This is a genomic window from Nitrosomonas ureae, assembly GCF_900108305.1.
Taxonomy (GTDB): Bacteria; Pseudomonadota; Gammaproteobacteria; order Burkholderiales; family Nitrosomonadaceae; genus Nitrosomonas; species Nitrosomonas ureae_B.
In genome coordinates this window covers 94,638-113,253 of record NZ_FNUX01000006.1, presented here as the reverse complement: position 1 = coordinate 113,253, position 18,616 = coordinate 94,638, and the positions used below count along the sequence as shown (strand labels likewise).

At 43.8% G+C, this 18,616-nt stretch carries 18 protein-coding genes; 11 read left to right on the top strand and 7 right to left on the bottom strand.

Going from position 1 to position 18,616, the window contains the following annotated elements; all coding sequences use genetic code 11:
- Nucleotides 1–3: 3 nt before the first annotated feature.
- The 4 genes from purH to C4S39_RS05420 all read right to left on the bottom strand — a co-directional run bounded on the left by purH (nucleotide 4) and on the right by C4S39_RS05420 (nucleotide 4,150).
- A complete protein-coding gene (purH, locus tag C4S39_RS05435; RefSeq protein WP_103966027.1) occupies nucleotides 4–1,563 on the bottom strand; it encodes a bifunctional phosphoribosylaminoimidazolecarboxamide formyltransferase/IMP cyclohydrolase in 1,560 nt (519 codons plus the stop codon).
- Entirely contained in the window at nucleotides 1,560–1,802 is a 243-nt protein-coding gene (locus C4S39_RS05430; protein WP_103966026.1) for a helix-turn-helix domain-containing protein, read from the bottom strand. The genes purH and C4S39_RS05430 overlap by 4 nt, the downstream gene beginning before the upstream one ends.
- A gap of 3 nt (nucleotides 1,803–1,805) precedes the next feature.
- Nucleotides 1,806–2,813 (bottom strand): tRNA dihydrouridine synthase DusB, encoded by a 1,008-nt coding sequence (gene dusB / locus C4S39_RS05425; protein WP_103966025.1) that lies wholly within the window; start codon nucleotides 2,811–2,813, stop codon nucleotides 1,806–1,808.
- Nucleotides 2,814–2,977: 164 nt separating this feature from the next.
- Nucleotides 2,978–4,150 carry a UbiH/UbiF/VisC/COQ6 family ubiquinone biosynthesis hydroxylase gene (locus tag C4S39_RS05420; RefSeq protein WP_103966024.1) on the bottom strand — a complete coding sequence of 391 codons (1,173 nt, stop codon included), beginning with the start codon at nucleotides 4,148–4,150 and terminating at the stop codon, nucleotides 2,978–2,980.
- Nucleotides 4,151–4,501: 351 nt separating this feature from the next.
- Here C4S39_RS05420 and C4S39_RS05415 point away from each other — a divergent pair, with 351 nt between their 5' ends.
- Together C4S39_RS05415 and C4S39_RS05410 are read left to right on the top strand one after the other, a co-directional pair.
- Nucleotides 4,502–5,251 (top strand): ankyrin repeat domain-containing protein, encoded by a 750-nt coding sequence (locus C4S39_RS05415; protein ID WP_103966023.1) that lies wholly within the window; start codon nucleotides 4,502–4,504, stop codon nucleotides 5,249–5,251.
- A gap of 83 nt (nucleotides 5,252–5,334) precedes the next feature.
- Nucleotides 5,335–6,012 carry a tetratricopeptide repeat protein gene (locus C4S39_RS05410; protein ID WP_103966022.1) on the top strand — a complete coding sequence of 226 codons (678 nt, stop codon included), beginning with the start codon at nucleotides 5,335–5,337 and terminating at the stop codon, nucleotides 6,010–6,012.
- Between the two features lie 80 nt (nucleotides 6,013–6,092).
- Here the strand turns inward: C4S39_RS05410 and C4S39_RS05405 are convergent, their stop codons facing one another.
- The gene (locus tag C4S39_RS05405) at nucleotides 6,093–7,142 is read right to left on the bottom strand and encodes a class I fructose-bisphosphate aldolase (protein WP_103966021.1); all 1,050 of its coding nucleotides are present in this window, start codon (nucleotides 7,140–7,142) and stop codon (nucleotides 6,093–6,095) included.
- A gap of 799 nt (nucleotides 7,143–7,941) precedes the next feature.
- Here C4S39_RS05405 and C4S39_RS05400 point away from each other — a divergent pair.
- The 9 genes from C4S39_RS05400 to yut all read left to right on the top strand — a co-directional run bounded on the left by C4S39_RS05400 (nucleotide 7,942) and on the right by yut (nucleotide 15,813).
- Nucleotides 7,942–9,246 (top strand): hypothetical protein, encoded by a 1,305-nt coding sequence (locus tag C4S39_RS05400; protein ID WP_103966020.1) that lies wholly within the window; start codon nucleotides 7,942–7,944, stop codon nucleotides 9,244–9,246.
- A gap of 44 nt (nucleotides 9,247–9,290) precedes the next feature.
- Nucleotides 9,291–10,241 carry an urease accessory protein UreD gene (locus C4S39_RS05395; RefSeq protein WP_103966019.1) on the top strand — a complete coding sequence of 317 codons (951 nt, stop codon included), beginning with the start codon at nucleotides 9,291–9,293 and terminating at the stop codon, nucleotides 10,239–10,241.
- Between the two features lie 89 nt (nucleotides 10,242–10,330).
- Nucleotides 10,331–10,633: an urease subunit gamma gene (ureA, locus tag C4S39_RS05390; protein ID WP_013647629.1), complete on the top strand. Its 303-nt coding sequence runs from the start codon at nucleotides 10,331–10,333 to the stop codon at nucleotides 10,631–10,633.
- A 37-nt stretch (nucleotides 10,634–10,670) separates the two neighbouring features.
- Complete coding sequence (locus C4S39_RS05385; protein ID WP_103966061.1) at nucleotides 10,671–10,979, top strand: urease subunit beta; 309 nt, start codon at nucleotides 10,671–10,673, stop codon at nucleotides 10,977–10,979.
- Between the two features lie 33 nt (nucleotides 10,980–11,012).
- Complete coding sequence (gene ureC / locus C4S39_RS05380; RefSeq protein ID WP_103966018.1) at nucleotides 11,013–12,719, top strand: urease subunit alpha; 1,707 nt, start codon at nucleotides 11,013–11,015, stop codon at nucleotides 12,717–12,719.
- 127 nt (nucleotides 12,720–12,846) lie between these two features.
- Complete coding sequence (ureE, locus tag C4S39_RS05375) at nucleotides 12,847–13,374, top strand: urease accessory protein UreE (RefSeq protein WP_062559427.1); 528 nt, start codon at nucleotides 12,847–12,849, stop codon at nucleotides 13,372–13,374.
- A 12-nt stretch (nucleotides 13,375–13,386) separates the two neighbouring features.
- Nucleotides 13,387–14,064 carry an urease accessory protein UreF gene (locus tag C4S39_RS05370; protein ID WP_103966017.1) on the top strand — a complete coding sequence of 226 codons (678 nt, stop codon included), beginning with the start codon at nucleotides 13,387–13,389 and terminating at the stop codon, nucleotides 14,062–14,064.
- A 17-nt stretch (nucleotides 14,065–14,081) separates the two neighbouring features.
- Entirely contained in the window at nucleotides 14,082–14,717 is a 636-nt protein-coding gene (gene ureG, locus C4S39_RS05365) for an urease accessory protein UreG (protein ID WP_103966016.1), read from the top strand.
- A 112-nt stretch (nucleotides 14,718–14,829) separates the two neighbouring features.
- Nucleotides 14,830–15,813 (top strand): urea transporter, encoded by a 984-nt coding sequence (gene yut / locus C4S39_RS05360; protein ID WP_103966015.1) that lies wholly within the window; start codon nucleotides 14,830–14,832, stop codon nucleotides 15,811–15,813.
- 75 nt (nucleotides 15,814–15,888) lie between these two features.
- On the opposite strand, the gene nikR is transcribed toward yut, so the two are convergent.
- Both nikR and C4S39_RS05350 read right to left on the bottom strand, forming a co-directional pair.
- Nucleotides 15,889–16,350 carry a nickel-responsive transcriptional regulator NikR gene (gene nikR / locus C4S39_RS05355; RefSeq protein ID WP_103966014.1) on the bottom strand — a complete coding sequence of 154 codons (462 nt, stop codon included), beginning with the start codon at nucleotides 16,348–16,350 and terminating at the stop codon, nucleotides 15,889–15,891.
- A 101-nt stretch (nucleotides 16,351–16,451) separates the two neighbouring features.
- Nucleotides 16,452–18,530, bottom strand: coding sequence for a TonB-dependent receptor (locus tag C4S39_RS05350; protein ID WP_103966013.1), 2,079 nt, complete (start codon nucleotides 18,528–18,530; stop codon nucleotides 16,452–16,454).
- Nucleotides 18,531–18,616 lie beyond the last annotated feature (86 nt).

The following is an 18,616-nucleotide window of genomic DNA, read 5'->3' as shown; positions in this document are numbered from 1 at the left end:
TTTCTAATGTCTAAAATGACGGATGCCGGTGAATATCATGGAGATGCCTTGTTCATCCGCGGCAGCAATAACTTCGTCGTCACGAATACTGCCGCCAGGTTGAATGATCGCTGTTGCTCCTGCTTGTACAACAACGTCTAAACCATCGCGGAAAGGGAAAAATGCATCCGACGCGACAACAGAATCTGTAAGTGTATAACCCGATTGTTGGGCTTTTATGGATGCAATCCGCGCACTGTCAATCCGGCTCATTTGACCTGCGCCAATGCCGATTGTCTGGCCGTTGCGACAAAATACAATTGCATTGGACTTAACAAACTTCGCTGCCCGCCATGCGAACAATAAATCATCCAATTGTTGCGAAGTAGGCTTTACTTTAGTGACTATCGTCAGATCGGCTGCGGTAATATTGGAAATGTCCGGTGTTTGAACAAGAAGTCCGCCATTGATTCTTTTTAAATCATAGTCAGAATTTTCCGTTTGTAACGGTACCATCAATACTCGAATATTATTTTTTTGTAACAGCAATTGTTGTGCTTCGGGTGAAATTTCCGGTGCAATAATCACTTCCACAAATTGTTTAAGAATTGCCTCTGCAGTATCTTTATCGATGATTCGATTGAAAGCGATGATGCCGCCAAAAGCAGAAACCGGATCGGTTGCGAATGCCAGTTGATAGGCATTCAATACTGATTCAGAAATGGCTATTCCGCAAGGATTAGCATGCTTCACGATGACACAGGCTGGCTGGTCAAATGTTTTAACACACTCCCAAGCTGCATCGGTATCTGCAATGTTATTGTAGGATAATTCTTTACCTTGCAGTTGTTGATAATTCCCCAAACCACCAGCAGTTATAACCGAATCCCGATAGAATGCCGATTTTTGATGAGGATTTTCTCCATAGCGTAAATTCTGTGCGATATTGAAATTCAGATGCAGTGATTCTGGGAAATCCTTGTGGAGAAAATTTTCATCCAATGCAGTCAAATAATTACTGATGGCACCGTCATACGAAGCTGTATGCGCAAAAGCTTTTTGGGCCAACTTAAAACGAGTGGCCGCATTGATCGATTTATTATTAACTTCCAGTTCGCCGCAGAGTGAAGAATAATCCAGAGGGTCGGTTATTACGGTGACCTTGTGATAATTTTTGGCAGCTGCCCGGATCATTGTGGGGCCTCCAATATCAATATTCTCAATCGCGTCACTGAGCGTGGAGTTTTTGTTTGCGATTGTCTGCCTGAATGGATATAAATTGACTACTACCAGTTCGATATTCAATATCGATGCCTGATCAAGCGCCTGTTGATGATCAGGCAAATCATCGCGTGCGAGAATACCTGCATGAATTTTAGGATGGAGTGTTTTAATCCGGCCATCCAGCATTTCCGGAAAGCCAGTATAATTACTGACTTCAATAACGGATATTCCAGCTTCATTTAATAATTTAGCAGTACCGCCTGTAGATATGATTTTGATGCCGTAATGGGTGAGTTTCTGAGCCAGGTCGATGATTCCGGTTTTATCAGAAACGCTGATGAGTGCCTGTTTAATAGTCATTTAATCTGATATTGTTTCATTTTTTGACGTAATGTGTTGCGGTTTATTCCAAGTAATTCAGCCGCTTGTGTTTGATTGCCCTGGGTATGCTGAATAGCAATTTCTATTAAAGGTTTTTCAACACTTTGAATGACCATGCTATAAATATTCCCCGGTTTTTCTCCATCCAGATCATTGAGATACCCGCCTATGGCATTACGTATGCATGATGCAATTTCATTCTCCTTTACTGCGCTCATAAACTAATTACTCCCCTCTTTGATGTAACTCAATCTTTGGCCTTGCTTAGCTAATTGGGTAAAAAATTTATTGGTTTCAGAAAGTTGCTGATCACTGGTCGGTAACTGGTTCATCGCCTGACGAAAGCCGGCGGATCCTACGAGTCCTTTGGTATACCAGGATATATGTTTGCGCGCGATGCGAACACCCGAGTATTCACCATAGAAATGATATAAATCATGCAGATGATCAATTAAGACTCGATGTATATCAGATACTTCAGGTGACTGGAGATGTTGGCCTGTTGTCAGAAAATGATCTATTTCCCGGAAAATCCAGGGTCTTCCTTGCGCAGCGCGGCCGATCATAATCGCATCTGCTTTAGTATAAGCTAGGATTTGTTTTGCTTTTTCCGGGGTAGTGATATCGCCATTTGCAATGACAGGAATTCTAACTGCCGCCTTTACCGCGGCTATGGTATCGTATTCCGCGATACCGGTATATGCGCATGCCCGTGTCCGGCCATGAATCGCAAGCGCCTGAATACCCGAATTTTCTGCGATATGTGCGATGGATAATGCATTCTTATGTTGTTTATCCCATCCGGTGCGGATTTTAAGTGTTACCGGAATATCAACAGCTTTAACTACTGCAACTAGGATTTTTTCTACTAATTCTTCATCTTGTAATAGCGCTGAACCAGCCATGACATTGCATATTTTTTTTGCCGGACATCCCATATTGATATCGATAATCTGGGCGCCATTTTCTGCATTGTACTGCGCCGCTGCCGCAAGCATCTGCGGGTCAGCGCCAGCAATTTGAACAGATACCGGAGAAACTTCTCCTTCATGATTCGCCCGGCGCTGTGTTTTTTTAGAGCCCCAGAGCAGAGAGTTGCTTGACACCATTTCGGATACGGCCATGCCGGCACCCATTGATTTGCACAGCTGCCTAAACGGCCGATCGGTAACACCGGCCATTGGAGCAACAATCAATCTATTCTTTAGAATGTGAGGGCCAATTTGCATGGATTATAAATAGTAGGTTAAATCTGATGCTGAGTATTGTTGTTATTTGAAAGTTTGTAGAAAAGCAGCTTAAAGCCCAGTCAGGAAAACGGAATTATATATTCATGTCCCTTATGGGCTTTATTATAACCTTTGTCAAATTGACCGTGGAACAAAGATCAAAATTATCCTTTTGCGCCAAATATCATGCGGCGAGCAATAAAGCGTTTAAGCGGCGGTACGCAGTCTAAAGTACTTAAGCCGAATCCACAGGCCTGGCTTAGTATTTTACTATCATTAGAAAATAGCTTGACCAAAGTATCGGTAAAGATTCTAACAGCGTTACTGTCTTTTTGTCTTCTCTGGTGGTATCTGGATAGCATGGCGGGTGCGCCGAGTTCTTGCGATACATTTTTCGTGTATATGATTTCCTGCGCCAATTCATAGGCATCTCTCAAACCCAGGTTAAACCCCTGTCCTGCAACCGGATGTAAAGTTTGCGCTGCATTGCCGATGAGTGCAATTCTTTGCGATACGGAGGATGCGGCATATTTAAGTGATAACGGAAATGCCGATCTTTTCCCCGCACCAATGAACTTTCCGAGTCTATCGCCAAAATGTTGGTGTAGCTGAAATAAAAAAGATTTGTCATTCAATTCGGTGATTTTTTTTACAATTTCTGGAGCTACAGTCCATACCAAAGAAAAGTCCGGATCATTGGGAAGCAACGCAACAGGTCCATCCGGTGTAAAGCGTTCATAAGCGATACCCCTTTGCTTATTCTCAGCTTTGATATTTGCCACCACAGCCCATTGCTGATAGTCATGGGATTGATAATTGATGTCGGGTATTTGCTTGGTAAGTTGGCCGCCATCAGCCAGAACAAGCAGCTTAGCGGTTACTTGCTTTGATTGTCCGTAATGGTCAAAAAATACATTGCCTGAGCTTTCAGTAGTATCGATTCGGGTAACTAAAGCACCAGTAATATATTTGGATTGTGCGATAGTTAACTGCGCATGCATGGCACTAAAAAGATCGTGATAATTCACTACATAACCCAACGCAGGAACACCGGCATCCTGAGATTCCAAAATAGTACGCCCGAAACTGCCGCGATTGGAAATATGAATTGTCCGGATCGGGGTATTTCGTATTAACTTATCCCACACTTTCAGGCGCTGCAATATCAGATAACTGCCATGCGATAATGCCAATGGACGTGGATCTTCGTCTTTCTCCGGTAACCCGCGAGCTTCAAGAAGCAAGCTTGATATTCCACTATCATGAAGGCCAAGCGCTAATGCCATGCCTACCGGGCCACCACCAACAATAACGATGTCATAATGATCAATGATCATAAGATTGATTTTTTGAATTATTTCTGGAGTAAGAACTTTAGCTTATTAACTATAATCACATAACCAGCCAAGGTGTCACGTTGAAAACGTTCCGATTGATATCTATAAAATTAGCAGTTTGAATCAGATTTTTTGTATCGGGCGGTAGATGGATACAGTCTGCACAACGATAGCATACAGTACATGATATTGAAATGTAATAGATAAGAGAATTCTGAGTTACATGGCGGTAATAAAATTATTTAAATTGTATAATTCTTCCATTCGATTAATAAATACAAAACCGCTAAGCTGATTAGAATTCTGGAATTCTCCGCATAAATATAATTGAATGATCATAGGAAATTTTGCATGATAAGATTTTTTAAAAAAGAATTTATAACAGGAATTATGTTTTTACTGACTTCTCTGGCTTTTAATGTATGGGCAGAGAATGTTGATGATGGATTGATTACTGCCGCAGATAAGGGAAATTTTTCTTTGGTGAATAATATTCTTGAGAATCAGAAAATAGGCCCGGAAGAATTGAATGCGGCTTTTCTGGTAGCGGTAAATAAAGGAAATTCCGCTATTGTAGAGCGATTCCTGCAAGCCGGCGTGGATGTGAATCTAAGAGCAGATGACGGTCTCTCGCCTTTGATGCGAGCTTCCCGGGATGGTCGCGACCAGGTTGTTGAGATTTTATTGAGAGCCGGCGCTGATGTAAATGCCGTTTCTGAAGAAGATGGCACAGCGTTGATGCTGGCTGCTGAGAAAGATAGAAGGAAAGTAATTACTTTGTTGTTGGATGCCCAGGCTGATGTAAATGCTAAACGGGAAGATGGTATAACAGCTCTCATGCTGGCTGCGCAAGAAGGGCATCAGCAGACCATTCAAATTCTGATTGATGCAAAAGCCGAAGTGGATTATCAATTGGAAAATGGAGCTACTGCATTAATGCTTGCGGTTCAACATGGTAATTTGAGAGCAGTCTATTCGCTGATCGCAGCAAATGCCAATCTTAATCTTAAAGCTGGCAATGGAATGACTGCATTGATGCTTGCCAGCCGCTATCAACATCGGGAAATTACAGAATTGTTAAAAAAGGCTGGTGCCCGTTAGTAACTACCAATACGCAACTTCTCATCAAGTTGCTATAGTACATTTTTTATATTATTTAACTTGAGAAATAAAGGAAATTATAAATGAAAGTTTTTGCTGTTTTATTACTTGCGGCAGCGGTTTTACTGCTTCATGGTTGCGGTGAAGAAACAAAAAGTGATAAATCAGAAGATAGCGCAATACCAAATCCCATGGGTGAAATCACCAAAATGGGCGAGATTCCGTCATTTATGAGTGAGGGTTTGACGGAAGAAGAAAAGGCTGCGCTGAAAGAACAAATTATGCCATCAGATATAGGTGATGAAAATATCGCTGCGGAAAAATTTAAGGCGCTCATGGAAGACGCAAGAGCTGGAGATCCGGTTGCCCAGAATGGTCTAGGGGTAATGTATTATACGGGCGATGCCGTTTCCAAGACAGTTTCCGGTCAAGTGTTAAACACCGATCCGGAACTTGCGGCCGGGTGGTTTTACCGCGCAGCGGAGCAGGGTTATGCCGATGCACAATTCAATTTAGGTCTTATGTATGCCAATGGTGAAGGTGTGCCTCAAGACATGGAACAAGCCGTCGAGTTATTTAAAAAAGCTGCAGAACAAGGGCATGTCGATGCACAAAATAATTTAGGTGCCATGTACTTTACCGGAGAAGGCGTAGCAAGGGATGAGAAGAAAGCTATCGAATGGTTTGAGAAAGCAGCTGCACAAGGGAATGAAGAAGCGCGAAGCAATCTGGATGCTATACAACAATCACATTCCAAGTGATTGTATTATTGATATGACAGTCCCGATTTGATCGGATGACTGTCATATCAGATTGACCGGTTACATTCTAACTATATCCCTCAAGCTACAGTTACCTCATGCGACAAATACACGTCTTGAATTGAGTGGAGTAGCCTGACACCTTCAGCGAAAGGTTTCTGGAAGGCTTTGCGCCCGGAAATGAGCCCCATCCCTCCGGCACGTTTGTTAATGACGGCCGTTCTGACGGCCTGGTGCAAATCATCACTGCCCGATTCACCGCCCGAATTGATCATGCCGATCCGTCCCATGTAGCAGTTTGCGACTTGATAGCGCACGAGATCAATCGGATGATCCGTTGTGAGTTCGCTATATACTTTAGGGTGGGTTTTGCCGAATTTTATTGCGTTGTAGCCGCCATTATTGGTAGCCATTTTTTGTTTAACGATGTCTGCACCGATGGTGACTGCCAGGTGATTAGCCTGTCCCGTCAGATCGGCGCTGACATGATAGTCGTTGTCTGCAGTTTTAAATGCACTATTTCGGGTATATGCCCATAATATGGTGACCATGCCCAGATCGTGCGCGTGTTCAAATGCTGCAGAAACTTCTTGAATTTGACGGCGCGATTCATCCGAACCAAAAAATACAGTTGCGCCCACGGCACAAGCTCCCATGTCGAAGGCCTGATCGACACTCGCAAATATCGTTTGATCGAATTTATTAGGGTAAGTCAGCAATTCATTATGGTTGATTTTAAGAATCATAGGGATTTTATGCGCATACTGACGTGACACGATCGCCAATACCCCCAAAGTGGAGGCAACGCCATTGCAGCCGCCTTCAATAGCAAGCTCAATGATACATTTCGGATCAAAAAATATTGGATTAGGTGCAAACGATGCGCCTGCCGAGTGTTCCACCCCTTGATCTACAGGCAACAAGGATAAATAACCTGTACCGGATAATCGCCCTTGATGATAAAGTGCCTGCAAATTGCGCAAAACACTTGGTTTGCGATTGCTCAATGCCATCACACGATCGACAAAATCGGTACCTGGTAATTGCAAACCATGTTTAGGTATCGTATTGCAGACATGATTAAGAAGTAGTTCGCTTTCGTTTCCCAGAATCGCAGTAATATCAGTCATTTTAATTTATAGAGATGCCTCCCGATCTGACAAGAGATAGTGTGCTTTAGCAATGCAGGAATCGATTGCGGTTTTGAATCCGGCCTTATTGCAGATTGGATTCTATCTGCAGATCCTGCGGGAATTTGCCAATAAGGTTTTCTATTTCCGCATGGTGCTAAAAGCGGTATTGGTAAAAATCTAAGTTCACGTTCTTGCGGCTTGACCTGTTTTGCTATCACATGGTTTATCTGCTTGGATAATCTATCAGCATTCCACTCCTTTTCGATGATTGTTCTTTGTTATTTGAGCATTTGACTCACATAACCCCTTTGGTACTCGCCACCATGTATCCAAATCGCCCGCACCATTCGTGCCATCTTGCTGCCCATAACGACAACAGCTATGTAGATTATAGATTGTATTCGCCAGGTTAGAGTCTTGTATTTTGTATTTGTAACTTTCGCATTGATCCCAAAATTCCTGGCTATATTGAGTATACAGTTATTCCATTTTATGAAACTTCGGACTTTACGAAAATCAGCATACCTCGGTTAAAAAGAAAGCGTTGAACTGAGAGCCACCGAATTATTAGAGATTTGTTAATAATTAATCATACTAAGCATATAAAAAGTATTACCAAATGTAATTAATAGAAATTCTGCGATAGAATCTTTTTGCTTATTTTTGCAATAATAATCATCGACCGTTTAATCATTCAATTGGATTAGTCTATATTAGGGAACGAGCAACCTCATGCATAAAGACAATAGCAACTTTCAAATGAAAATTGAGAATACAAAATTTGGAGTCATTTATCATGTTCGACCGGCATAGTTTCCATATAGGTAATAAAAAATTGATAACACAGGTATGGACATGGTTTTTCCTTGCGGTTCTACTGATGAGTGTTTTTCTTTTATCTGCACCGAAAGCCTATTCGATGGCCGGAGCAACTGCGCCGATTAAAAAAATGCTCAAGGTGGAAACGAATGAAAACAGATGGATTAGTTTAGGCGCAGGGTATCGCGGTACAGGGTTATGGACGGAAAATCCAAATTCTGGAAATCTGAATGATGGCGCTTACAGTAATGACAATGCGCGTCTCTATCTCAATGGGCAGTTTAATCAACACTTCAAATTCGAAGTGAATACCGAGTGCTTCTTTTGTAACAATACCGCCTCTGGTGATAATCCAAAGATGTCCTACAACATTCTGGATGCGATCGTTAAATTTGAGTACAACCGCTACTTTAATGTATGGGGGGGGCGTATGTTGGCACCCACGGAACGGGGGGAACTAAGCGGTCCTTTTTTTCAGGCTACTCATGATGCATTCAAAACTCCTTTCTTTTCTCAAGATTTCAGCACTAAGTTTGGCGATGGTGGTGCAGGTCGTTACGGCCGTGACGACGGTGTAACTTTCTGGGGCAATGCAGAGCCTGGTATTATTCCAGGTACACTGGGTTATGCAGTGGGAGTTTTTCGTGGCTTGGAATCCTCGAAAATTGCAGGCCCCAATCCGGGCGGCACTATACTGACAGCTGCGCGTGTTACCTATAATTTTCTGAATCCGGAAAAAAACCCCGGTTATTACACTTCCAGCACGTATTATGGCAAAGCTGGAGACATTTTAGCGCTCGCATTTGGTATGTCTTATCAAAAGAATGGTGCCGGTTCGTTTACAAATCGTAGTGATTTCCTTGGTTTTACAGGTGATTTGCTATTTGAAAAAATATTGCCCAGGAACATGGGAGTTACTACTCTAAACGCCGAATATAAACAATTTTATGCTAACTATTCGACCGCAGCATTTTCTGATCGTGATTGCTTCTGCATGTTTGATGGTAAGTCGTGGACAGTAACCGGTCTTTATATGTTTCCAACTAAAATTGGCATAGGGTATTTTCAGCCTTATGGCAGATTTACCAGTATCCAACCCAACTCTAGCAGTAATCGAGAAGAAATTGAAACGGGTCTAAACTATATTATCGATGGATTTAATGCACGTATTTCAGCTTACTATCAGCACGGAGATCTGCTGATGAAGGGATTAAATTATGCACCCGGAGTCTCAGGTCCAACGCTTGATGTTTTTAAAATCTCTTTCCAGTTACAAATTTAGGGTTTTCTGTAATTTTTTCTCCATTAATAAACACTGGAAAAACCATGTTGTTATCCACTTACTCCGAAGAAGAATCAGGAATCAAGCAGCGGAATTTTACTCTTCCGAGTGATTTAACGCAGCCAACTGATGTCGTTATACCCACTTCAAACGTAGCTTCAGAGCATAAACCCCTCCAAGCAAGATTATCACTCAAATTCGCCGAAATGGATGGAGTAACGCGCCTCGTGGAACGAGAACACTTCGGTCCTTTACTGGTACAGAAACCTTTTTACCCTGAAGGACGAAAGATTTGTCATGTGGTGATTATTCATCCGCCAGGTGGGGTTGTGGGCGGTGATCAGCTAGAAATTTCAGCTCAAGTTGATGCATTTGCCAATGCACAGATAACTACACCCGGTGCTGCCAAATGGTACAAAGCCAACGGCCATACTTCACACCAGAAAATTAGGGTTAATGTAAGAAAAGGCGGCTCTCTTGAATGGGTGCCGCAGGAAACCATTTTTTACAACAATGCAAACGTAGAAATTGATCATCAGGTAATCCTGGAAGATGATGCAGTTTATGTGAGTTGTGAAATCTTGTGTTTTGGAAGGACCGCCTACGGCGAAACGTTCAGTAACGGTCAAATCAAGCAACGTACCAGCATCAAGAGAAATAACAAATTGGTCTGGCTGGAGCAAATACACCTTCTTGGCGAGAGCTCTGCGATGAGTGGCGCTTTGACACTGTCTGGAAAAACAGTCTGCGCAACACTGATTCTGACTGGAAAAACAATACCACAACCGATGATTGATCTGGCTCGAGAAGAAACAAATAGAATCACAAAGCGAGCTGGTCAGGTTGGCATGTCGCAACTTAAATCAGCTGTGGTGGTGCGTTATTTGGGTGATTCAAGCGAAGTGGCAAAGCAGGTGATGTTGTGTGTCTGGGGTTTGCTGCGACCAGAATTAATCGGATGTGCTGCTATTGTGCCGCGGATGTGGAATACGTGATTCCTTAATAATTAATTGTAGTGTTTTTACATTGACGATGCTGCAGCAGTTTTAAAATTGTAAGCGTTATTTTACCCAGGAGAAGAACTATGGACTTAACACCGAGAGAGAAGGACAAGCTAATGATATTTACTGCCGGATTACTTGCAGAAAGACGTAAAGCGCGTGGTTTACGTCTGAATTATCCTGAAGCGGTTGCTCTGATCACCTGTGCTGTACTGGAAGGAGCCAGAGATGGTCGAACGGTGGCCGAACTTATGGCTGCCGGGCAGAGAATATTAACTCGCTCTGATGTCATGGAAGGCGTTCCTGAAATGATTCCAGATATTCAGGTTGAAGCAACGTTCCCAGATGGTACCAAACTGGTGACCGTCCATAATCCGATTGTTTAGCTAATTAAAAGTATAGGAGATCGCCATGAGAGTGCCAATGATCCCAGGTGAAGTATTTACTGAGGCGGGTGAAATAGAATTAAACGTGGGCAGAAATACTAAAACTCTAACCGTTTCAAATGGAGGGGATCGCCCAATACAGATAGGCTCCCATTTTCATTTTTATGAAGTTAATTCTGCAATGAAATTTGATAGAGAAGCTGCCTATGGTATGCGCCTGAATATTATGGCCGGGACAGCTATCCGCTTTGAACCCGGACAAGAAAGAACGGTTGAGCTTGTTGAACTTGCGGGAGATCGGATCGTTTATGGATTTAACCAAAAAGTGATGGGCAAACTTAAATAGTTTGTATCGCAATAATTTTACAGGAGTAAGAAAATGAGCGTAAAAATTTCCCGTCGAAACTATGCTGAGATGATGGGTCCAACGATCGGGGATCGTGTTCGTCTGGCCGATACAGAGCTTTTTATAGAAATTGAAAAAGATTTCACTACGTACGGAGAAGAGGTGAAATTCGGTGGTGGCAAAGTGATTCGGGATGGCATGGGACAATCACAGCGAAATCACGCGGATGTTATGGATACCGTCATTACCAATGCAATCATTATCGATCACTGGGGGATTGTAAAAGCGGATATAGGGATCAAGAATGGCAAAGTAGCTAATATCGGAAAAGCCGGTAACCCGGATATTCAGCCGAATGTTACGATGGCAATTGGTTCAGCGACTGAGATTATTGCGGGTGAAAATTCGATTGTTACCGCGGGCGGTGTTGATACCCATATTCATTTCATTTCTCCGCAACAAGCCGAAGACGCCATGATGAACGGCATCACTACCATGCTGGGCGGCGGTACCGGACCTGCAGTTGGAACAGCCGCAACTACCTGTACGCCCGGTCCCTGGCATATTCATTCGATGCTAAGAGCATCGGATGGGCTAGTAATGAATACAGGCTTTTTCGGTAAAGGTAATACCAGCCTGCCTACACCGCTCGAAGAGCAAGTACTTGCCGGAGCTTGTGGCCTGAAGCTCCATGAGGATTGGGGTACCACATATGCCGCGATTGATAATTGCCTGGATGTGGCGGATAAATATGATGTACAGGTCGCTATCCATACTGACACTATTAATGAAGGCGGATATTTGGAGAATACCATTGCTGCCATGAAAGATCGGACTATTCATACTTTTCACACCGAAGGTGCAGGTGGAGGTCATGCTCCGGATATTATCGCAGTCGTTGGCCAGGAGAATGTTTTACCTTCGTCTACGAATCCGACTCGTCCTTATACGGTCAACACTCTTGATGAGCATTTGGATATGTTGATGGTGTGCCATCATTTACATGCCAATATTCCGGAGGATGTTGCCTTTGCAGAGTCACGTATCCGGAAAGAAACGATTGCCGCTGAGGATATTTTGCATGACATGGGAGCAATTTCTATGATGTCCTCGGATTCGCAAGCAATGGGACGTATTGGTGAAGTCGTGTTGCGTACATGGCAAACCGCGCATAAGATGAAGATACAGCGCGGTACATTGCAAGAAGATAACTCAAGGAATGACAATTTTCGTGTAAAACGTTATGTTGCCAAGTACACAATTAATCCGGCCATCACACATGGCATTGCACATGCAATCGGCTCAATAGAAGTCGGTAAATATGCGGATCTTGTATTATGGAGACCTGCCTTTTTCGGTGTAAAACCATCCATGATATTGAAAGGGGGAATGATTGCAGCATCGCTGATGGGTGATCCTAATGCATCGATTCCAACACCTCAGCCGGTACATTATCGCTACATGTTTGGAGGATATGGAGGCGGGATCAAAACATCGTGTTTTACATTTGCTTCGCAAGCTGCACTTAATGCTAATTTAATTGATCAACTGAAGCTGGATAAAGATATTATTGCGGTTAAGAATACCCGAAACTTGCGCAAGAAAGACATGATTCATAATAGCGCAACTCCTAAAATGGAAGTTGATCCGGAAACCTATGAAGTCCGTGCGGATGGGCAATTGCTGACATGCGGTGCTGAAGATGTATTACCAATGGCACAACGTTACTTTCTGTTTTAGGTGTAATTCTTACTTTACTTCTTTAACGAGTAAACAGGTACAAAGGGGTTTTCATTCCAATGAGCAGCTATCACGGTGTTTGTTTCTCTGATAGCTGCAGGATAATTAATGACTTACGGTAACATAAATGCTTACGCTGAATAAGAAAATAGATCATGCAGACTCAGTATATGCGCAACTCGTTTTGCCTTATGAAATGCGCGAAAACAGTCGGCTAAGAGCGACACTTGCATCAGGCGAGGAAGTGGCGATTTTTACTGGGCGAGGCACAATATTACGTAATAATGACCTTCTTAGAAGCGATGACGGGCGAGTGGTGCAGATTATTGCCGCTAAAGAACCCACTTATCGGGTGACTTGCCAGACGCCACATGATTTATTACGGTGTGCCTTTCATTTGGGTAATCGGCATACGCAAACCCAAGTTGGAGAAGCTTTTCTGCGCATTCATCAAGATGCTGTCTTGAAACAAATGCTGGAGGGGTTGGGTGCTTCTGTCATAGAAGAGGATGAGCAATTTGAACCGGAATCAGGCGCTTATGGTGGAGGAGGGCATCATCACCATGGCGATGATGGACATTATCATGCGCATGGTCCGCTGGCACCAATACCAGCACGCCAAAAGATTCACAGACCTTCCGACTCGCAATCTTAGGAGTCATTCACTGTGCAATCCACTTTATTGCTGCGCTTACTGCAACTCGCAAGTCCATCGCTGCCAATTGGTGCCTATACGTATTCGCAAGGCCTGGAATCCGCCATTGAGAAGGGTGATGTGCATGATGAGAGTTCTGCGCGTGTGTGGATTTCGGAGGCTTTGAATATCATCGCGGATTTCGAAGCACCTATCCTATGGCGCTTACTTAAAGCATTTGCCGAGCGTGATTTGGCGACTATTAATTACTGGACTGAATGTTTTGTTGCAGCACGAGATACCGTGGAGTTTCGCGCGGAAACTATACAGATGGGGTATTCCCTGGGAAAATTGGTCACGGATCTGAAAATTGCGGACGATTCTTTGAATGCAATTTTAGCCAATCAATCCGAAATGCCTTTACCTACCGCATTTGCATGTGCTGCAGAAGCACTTGGAGTGCCCCGTGAAGCGGCACTGCTTGGAATGCTGTTTTCTTTGGTCGAAAACCAAGTGTTAGTTTGTGTTAAATCAGTGCCGCTTGGGCAGGTTTCCGGGCAGAGTCTTTTATTATCATTACATGCAGTAATTGAAGAAGTATCGGTACGTGCGCAGCAACTCAACGATGACGAACTGTCGAACTGGGCGCCGGGATTGTCATTGTTGTCGATGCAACACGAAACACAATATAGTAGGGTTTATCGGTCATAATTTTTGAGGTATTACACGTGAATAAACAATCAAATCCTCTTCGAGTGGGTATCGGGGGTCCGGTAGGGTCAGGAAAAACGGCTTTATGTGAGGCCTTAAGCAAGAAAATGCGTGATCGTTATGAAATGGCTGTCATTACGAACGATATCTATACCAAGGAAGATATGGAGATTTTATTACGCGCCAATGCTCTGCCTCCGGAGCGTTTGATGGGTGTGGAAACAGGGGGATGTCCACATACCGCCATTCGAGAAGATGCATCCATCAATCTTGAGGCCATTGCGCGCATGACGGCCGATTTTCCCAATCTCGATCTTATCCTGGTTGAATCCGGCGGCGATAATCTAGCTTCCACCTTCAGTCCGGAACTTTCCGATCTAACCATTTATGTGATTGATGTTGCAGCTGGCGAGAAAATACCGCGTAAAGGTGGCCCTGGCATCACACGTTCAGCGTTGCTGGTCATTAATAAAATTGATCTGGCGCCTTATGTCGGAGCAAATTTGGATGTGATGGCGCGAGATGCAAAAAAAATGCGAGGCGATCGGCCATTTGTGTTTACTAACCTGCAAACTGGCGAAGGTGTTGATCAAATAATTGATTTTATTATTAAGCAAGGATTGCTGGAAGAAGTGAAACAGCGAGCAGGTTGATAAATGTCCTTCACAAGCTTACTGTTAATCCTGGCCTGAATGATTCAGTAAATTATTGTTTTATTTAGTTACCGTAGTTTCTTTTTTATATAAACTTTAGGAGCTAATCATCATGGAATGGTCTTTATCAATTGACAGGACAATACCCAAGCCTTTGCGTGTTATCTTCAGAGGCGTAGGGCAAGTGTTTTTCTGTTGCAATGCGGTTACCGGTCTTATTTTTCTAATTGCCTTATATGTTGGCGGGATCACTGCTGGACTTGCCGCGACTGTGGGCGTCATCAGCAGTACGGTTGCTGCATATTTATTAGGCTTCTCTGATGATGATATTGATGCAGGGTTATACGGTTTTAATGGAACTCTGGTAGGTCCTTGTCTATTTTTGTTCCTGGAAAATACGCCACAACTCTGGGTGCTTGTTGTGCTTGCATCGATTTTATCGACCATTGTGCTCGCTGCTTTGATGCGGATCTTGCAGCCTTATAACATTCCCGCATCGACATCCCCCTTTGTTCTAACATGCTGGATGTTTATGGTGGCCGTCTATTCTTTTGACGGATTTGCGCGTGGCCCTGTATTGCCGGAACCAGGCATTCCCGCTGACATTGCGGCGGCCTCAGTGGTTGCAGCGGAGTTTGCGACTCTTACGCAAGATGCGGCCGAGGCCTGGTATACAGCCGTAACCAAAGGCGTCGCCGAAGTGATGTTTGCCGATAGCGTTATTGTAGGTATCCTGTTTCTTATCGGTATTGCAATTACGTCATTGCGCGGTGCATCCATGGCGCTGGCTGGTGCAATTGTTGGCGTCGCCTTACCGATTTGCCTGGGTGCGGATAAGACGCTGATTGAAATGGGGCTTTATGCATTCAATCCGGTGCTGGCAATGATGGCGGTTGGCTGGGTTTTCCTCAAGCCTACTACAGGCACTGCGATTCTGGCGCTACTGGCGGGAGTTCTAACTGTTATTTGCCAGGCCGGTTTGGCTAATTTCCTTGCGCCGATTGGTCTGCCGACACTGACATTTCCTTTTGTTCTGGTCATGTGGATGTTTCTATTTGCTGCCGGAAAATCCAAATATTGGGGAAATTCACACTGAATATGACAAAATTCTGAAGCTAAACCTCGTTACTAAAACTGGATTCTTTATTTTCAGAAGGTTATTGTTAGAAAGTTAAGTCAATGGGCTGCTATGCGTATGCGCAGCAGTCGAATGGGAGTGATGTTCCTGGGCAAATTCAATCGGTACGATGTGCAATTTGCCATGCCGCACACCGTTGGTAGCAATTATTTGATTGGCAAAAGCCCGGACATCCTGAATCGTACCGCGAAGGATAACAACTTCGAGGCAGTTATCGTGATCCATATGGACATGCATACTCGATAAGGTCAAATCGTGGTGGCTGTGATGTGCCGAAGTTACTTGGCTGGCCAGATCCCTTTCGTGATGATTGTAGATATAACTCAGCGTGGCAATACAATAACCCTGGTTGCTTTTTTGCAGGCGCGCGGTTTCCAGATATTCTCTGATAAGATCACGAATCGCTTCTGAACGATTGTCATAACCACGTGCCTGAGCAAGTTTATCGAATTGTTTAAAAAGCTGATCATCCATTGAAATAGTAAAGCGCTCCATAAAACACTCCTCAGGAATTATGACTAGAATTCGGTTATCTGAAAAAACGCAAAATCGTACATCAACAAACAATTTAAGTGATTTTTAATTTATTTTGTCAATTAAAAGTTGGCTACCAGATTAACCCGCAGTGAACGGCTCTCAATCGGGTGAAAATGCACGTCATTGACGCCAGCTGCAGGTTCTCCTGGAAGCCTGGAAGCATAGTAGTAATCAATCGCATGAGCATGCGTGTTAAGTAAATTGAATCCTTGCAGAATCACGCGCACATTGCTGCCGATTTTATACCCGATTTGACCATTCAGCGTTACGGTATGATTGGATTGTACGCTGTTATCTTCGATCAATGAGCGCTTGCCAAAATAGCGCATCTGCATGCTACCAAAAAACTGACCAATGTTGTCGACGGAAACCGCCATCTTGCCTACTCCTCTAATTGCGCCAGGTATGTAATTGCCGCTGGGATCGTTATCATTAAAACGCGCGCGTGCCAAGGCATAATCAATATCGACCGTCAACCAATCCTTGGGCATATAAAACAGTGAAACCTCAAACCCTTCCCGCTTACTTGGACGGCTGGCCTCAGTTGTTCCGGCATCGCCCACAAATAACAATTCTGAGTCAAGATCCAGTCGGAATGCGGCAAAGGAAGCCTGTAGCCCTGGAATTATGGCGGTACGGACCCCGACTTCATAGCCGGTCGAGCGGACCAGGGGATTGACTCTGTTAATCGGATCCCCTGATTTTGGATCAACGATAGAAGTTGTCCCGCGCGCATCATTGCTATGAAATCCACTGCCATAATTAAAATACAATTCCGTTTTTACCCAAGGGCCAAAAATCAGACCCAATTTGGGATTTGTCATACTATCGTAGCGGTTACCCGAGTTTACATTGAGATTGCTGTTGACATCAAACCAATAATAATCTGAACGGACACCAGCCACGCTACGAAATTTTTCCAGCCACTGAATGCTATTCTGATAAAAAATACCTACGCTGTTTTGATTGATATGGTCCTTGCGGGTAGTCGACAAAGTTTGGCGCTCTTTTGTGCTCAACAGTCCATTATCGATTACGTCGTTTTGAAACTGGACACCTACCGTATTTTCGATCTCGATCCCTTTAATCCTGCTAACCCAAAGATGATCTACATTCATTGCCGACTGAAAACGTTTATCAATCTGAGAAAATTGATCTCCGTTCACGGGATCATCAAGAAAATAGGTGAAATTTGAAAATAATGCCAAGTTACTGTGAAGCGTATACAAGTTGAATTGGGTGATGCCATAGCGGCTTGAATGTTGCAATGCAGTCGAGAGACTAAATCGATGCGATTCCCCGCCACTACTGGGATCTATGGCACCCAATCGTGGAACGAAGCCACTGGCTACCCCTCTTGCCGGAATCTGATCGGTAGAATTCCAGTTTCCGCCATAGCCCATCGCGGTAACATTGAATTTGGTTGATCCGGTATCTTGGCTATAACGCAATACCGCATTAAATTTCTTGAAATCTTCATGCTTAACCCATGGGCCGTCTTTAGTGAGCAGTTCGACCGCATACAAAACATTACCACGTCCGACTTCATGCGATTTAGTTACCAGCCCCCGCATAAATCCTTGCTGTCCTAAACCATAGCTAGCGATACCCTTGGGTAGCTTGTCGACGTAGCCCATACTGACAGCCCCGGCAGAGGAGAAATCTCCCTGATGAGCGTAATACGGTCCTTTCATGTATTGCAAGTTGCCTATCAATTCCGGAATGATGAAGTTGGTGTCTGCCCAACCTTGGCCGTGACCATGTGAACGCTGATTGACTAACATGCCATCGACGGTAATTCGTAAGTCTGTGCCGTGATCGAGATTAAAGCCGCGCAAAAAATATTGATTGGCCTTCCCCTCACCACTATGTTGCGTAACAATTAAACCCGGTACTGTTTCGAGTAATTCTCCCGGACGATAAACCGTGCGCAGATCAAGCTGATGTTTAAGGACAGTGCCTTCATTGGCGGAATTGGCCGATCCGATCAATTCCCGCGCGTTGGCACGAACGAGCATTTCGTTAAGGGTTGGAATGCCTGCGGCGTCGACCCATAAGGATACCCAACTCAATGATAGAATACTGCTCCCTTGGATAAACCGCCGTAATGCGGACGACAGAGCAGTTATTTTTTGCATGTTTTTTCCCGTAAAATTACATGTTTTATTATTTGAATTCCTTATGGCGACTCATAATAATTCAAAATGTATGATAAATTGTTTTT

Coding starts and splice junctions, on each gene's coding strand:
- nikR (WP_103966014.1), bottom strand. CDS start 16,350: ATGGAGCGCTTTACTATTTCAATGGATGATCAGCTTTTTAAACAATTC.
- dusB (WP_103966025.1), bottom strand. CDS start 2,813: ATGCAAATTGGCCCTCACATTCTAAAGAATAGATTGATTGTTGCTCCA.
- C4S39_RS05350 (WP_103966013.1), bottom strand. CDS start 18,530: ATGCAAAAAATAACTGCTCTGTCGTCCGCATTACGGCGGTTTATCCAA.
- C4S39_RS05415 (WP_103966023.1), top strand. CDS start 4,502: ATGATAAGATTTTTTAAAAAAGAATTTATAACAGGAATTATGTTTTTA.
- C4S39_RS05385 (WP_103966061.1), top strand. CDS start 10,671: ATGATCCCAGGTGAAGTATTTACTGAGGCGGGTGAAATAGAATTAAAC.
- ureA (WP_013647629.1), top strand. CDS start 10,331: ATGGACTTAACACCGAGAGAGAAGGACAAGCTAATGATATTTACTGCC.
- C4S39_RS05410 (WP_103966022.1), top strand. CDS start 5,335: ATGAAAGTTTTTGCTGTTTTATTACTTGCGGCAGCGGTTTTACTGCTT.
- C4S39_RS05430 (WP_103966026.1), bottom strand. CDS start 1,802: ATGAGCGCAGTAAAGGAGAATGAAATTGCATCATGCATACGTAATGCC.
- ureC (WP_103966018.1), top strand. CDS start 11,013: ATGAGCGTAAAAATTTCCCGTCGAAACTATGCTGAGATGATGGGTCCA.
- C4S39_RS05395 (WP_103966019.1), top strand. CDS start 9,291: ATGTTGTTATCCACTTACTCCGAAGAAGAATCAGGAATCAAGCAGCGG.
- C4S39_RS05405 (WP_103966021.1), bottom strand. CDS start 7,142: ATGACTGATATTACTGCGATTCTGGGAAACGAAAGCGAACTACTTCTT.
- ureE (WP_062559427.1), top strand. CDS start 12,847: ATGCTTACGCTGAATAAGAAAATAGATCATGCAGACTCAGTATATGCG.
- purH (WP_103966027.1), bottom strand. CDS start 1,563: ATGACTATTAAACAGGCACTCATCAGCGTTTCTGATAAAACCGGAATC.
- yut (WP_103966015.1), top strand. CDS start 14,830: ATGGAATGGTCTTTATCAATTGACAGGACAATACCCAAGCCTTTGCGT.
- C4S39_RS05400 (WP_103966020.1), top strand. CDS start 7,942: ATGTTCGACCGGCATAGTTTCCATATAGGTAATAAAAAATTGATAACA.
- C4S39_RS05420 (WP_103966024.1), bottom strand. CDS start 4,150: ATGATCATTGATCATTATGACATCGTTATTGTTGGTGGTGGCCCGGTA.